Source organism: Sphingomonas sp. 66-10 (assembly GCF_001897045.1).
Taxonomy (GTDB): Bacteria; Pseudomonadota; Alphaproteobacteria; order Sphingomonadales; family Sphingomonadaceae; genus Sphingomonas; species Sphingomonas lycopersici.
Window position 1 is genome coordinate 23,525 of record NZ_MKRR01000152.1, and the last position, 3,120, is coordinate 26,644.

General features: G+C 62.7%; 2 protein-coding genes. Both read left to right on the plus strand.

What is annotated here, in order from left to right; translation table 11 throughout:
- Positions 1-1,200: M3 family metallopeptidase (locus BGN95_RS23625; protein ID WP_286774211.1), on the plus strand; the 1,200-nt coding region annotated here is incomplete at its 5' end.
- 358 nt (positions 1,201-1,558) lie between these two features.
- Positions 1,559-3,120 (plus strand): TonB-dependent receptor (locus BGN95_RS23630; protein ID WP_286774212.1); only part of this gene is annotated, 1,562 nt, incomplete at its 3' end.

The following is a 3,120-nucleotide window of genomic DNA, read 5'->3' on the forward strand; positions in this document are numbered from 1 at the left end:
CTCTACGACCAGATGGCGCGCACCCCGGAAACCGCCTCCTCGTTCATGCGCCAGCTCGCCGCCGCCACCGCGCCGGCGCAGAAGCGCGACGCCGCCGAGCTGCAGGCGCAGATCGATTCGACCGGGGGCAAGTTCCAGCTCAAGCCGTGGGACTGGGATCATTATGCCGCGCAGGTGCGCAAGGCGAAATACGACCTCGATCAGAGCGAGGTGAAACCCTATTTCGAATTGAAGACGGTACTCGAACAGGGCGTCTTCTATGCCGCCAACCAGCTTTACGGCATCAGCTTCAAGCCGCGCACCGACATCCCGGTCTATCAGCCCGACGTGACGGTCTATACCGTCTACGACAAGGACGGGTCCGAGCTCGGGCTGATGTATTTCGATTATTTCAAGCGCGACAACAAGAATGGCGGCGCGTGGATGTCGAACTTCGTCAACCAGTCGAAGCTGCTCGGCACCAAGCCGGTGGTCTATAACGTCGCCAATTTCACCAAGCCCGCCGCCGGCCAGCCCGCGCTGATCAGCTCGGACGACGTGACGACGATGTTCCACGAATTCGGCCACGCACTCCACGGGCTGTTCGCGAGCCAGACCTATCCCACCGTCTCCGGCACCAATGTCGCGCGCGATTTCGTGGAATTCCCGTCGCAGTTCAACGAACATTGGGCGTGGGATCCCAAGGTGCTGGCGCATTATGCCAAGGATTACCGCACCGGCGCGCCGATGCCCGCGGCGCTGGTCGACAAGATCAAGAAGGCGGCCAAGTTCAACCAGGGCTATGCCTTGGGCGAGGTGATCGCCGCGGCGATGCTCGACATGGACTGGCATTCGCTGCCGGCCGACGCCCCCAAGCAGGATGTCGACCAGTTCGAGGCCAAGGCGCTCGCCGCGACCGGGCTCGACGTGACCGACGTCCCGCCGCGCTATCGTTCGAGCTATTTCCTCCACATCTGGGCCAACGGCTATTCGGCCGGCTATTACGCCTATCTGTGGACGCAGATGCTCGAGCATGACGCCTATCACTGGTTCGTCGACCACGGCGGGCTGACCCGCGAGAACGGCCAGCGCTTCCGCGACATGATCCTCAGCAAGGGGCATACCGAGGATTATGCGCCGATGTTCAAGGCCTTCTACGGCAAGGACCCGGATGTCGGCCCGATGCTGGAGGAGCACGGCCTGACCCCTCCGGCGAAATAAGGCGCAGCCGAGATATTGGGGGCGCCCTCTCGCCGTTCGCCCTGAGCTTGTCGACGGGCTGCCCTTCTTCCTCGGAAGGAAGTGCAAGGCTTCGACAGGCTCAGCCCGAACAGCGAGAGGTGCTCGCGCGATAAACAATCAACCGCCGGTGCGACGCCCTCGCGCCGGCGGTTTCCTTTTTGTCCGCCGACTCGCCAGGCACGGCCGCGCAGACAAGATAGGTTTTACTATCGATTATCCGATTTCATGCTCGGTTAATCTGTATATTTCGTTCTATTTCAATGAATTATGTGAGATTGCCAAAACGATATTTTTTGCTATCGTTCACGCATAAACATCGCTTCGGGGAGAGGCGCTCGTGAACAAGCAGCTATTGAGCATCGCCATTTCAGGGATGGCGCTCGCCATCGCGCAATCCGCCGCCGCCGAACAGGCCGCGCCGGAACCCGCCGCCGCCACTGCGCCGCAGGTGCAGGACGTGATCGTCACCGCGCAGAAGCGCAGCGAAAAATTGCAGGACGTGCCGATCGCGATCACCGCGATCACCGCCGAGGCGATCCAGAACCGCCGCACGCTCGATCTGGTCGATCTGTCCAATCAGGCGCCGGGGCTGCAGATCAAGTCCGACGACAATGGCGCCAACCCGCGCATCTTCATCCGCGGCATCGGGGTCAATGATTTCAACCCCGCGACCAACAGCGCGGTCGGCATCTACGCCGACGGGGTCTACGTCGCCTCACCGCTGGCGCAACGCCTCGCCTTCTTCGATCTGCAGCAGGTCGAGGTGCTGCGCGGGCCGCAGGGGACGCTTTACGGCCGCAACACCACCGGGGGCGCGATCAACGTCGCGAGCCGGCTGCCGGGCGACGTGCCCGAGGCGGATATCTCGGCCGAATATGGCCGGTTCAATTCGGTCAACGTGCAGGGCGGAGTCAGCGTCCCGCTGATCGCCGACAAGCTCTCGGTCCGCGTCGCCGGACTCTACCAGCGCGACGACGGCTATACGCTCAACCGCGTCACCGGCAATCACGGCAACAATACCGATCGCTGGGCGGTCCGCGGCACGATCCATTTCACCCCCACCAGCAACGTCACCGACAATCTGGTGATCAGCACCGGGCGATCGCGCGGCGGGTCGATCTGGGCGTATAATCGCGCCCTGCTCCCCCAGACCCCGGCGGCGACCGGGCCCGACGGGCTATGCCTCCCGGCCTTCTACACCTCGGGGCAGTGCACCACGGTGATGGGCTATGCCAACACCAGCAAGAACCTCTATCAGGGCGATTACGGCTTCGAGGGGAAGGACAAGGTCGACCTCTTCACCGTGGCGAACACGCTGACGATCGATCTCGGCCCGGCATCGATCGTCTCGGTCACCGGCTATCAGCACGCCAAGCGCAACGATCAGGAAGACACCGACGCCAGCCCGATCCCCACGATCACCGCCAGCTATATCGCGCGGCAGAACACCTTCAGCCAGGAATTGCGGCTGCAGTCGAACGGCCATACCCCATTGCGCTACGTGATCGGCGGCTATTACGCGCACGATTATCTCAACAACAATTCGTCATACAACGTGCTGCCGCTGCTCCAGGCGGGCGATCCGGCGTCCGAGGTGCCGCAGGGCATCGGGGTGTTCAGCTGGCCGCTGACGCAGAAGGTCGACAGCTATGCCGCATTCGGCCAGCTCGATTACGACCTCACCAGCCGGCTGACGGTGACCGGCGGGCTGCGCTATTCGGCCGATCGCAAGACCTATCATTATGTCAGCGACGCCGCCGGGCTGCCCGCGCCGATCTTCACCTACGACAGTGAAAAGACGTTCGAATCCGTCACAGGCAAGGTCGGGCTGCAATATCGCGTCTCCGCCGACGCCAATATCTATGCCAGCTACAATCGCGGCGCGAAGAGCGGCGGTTT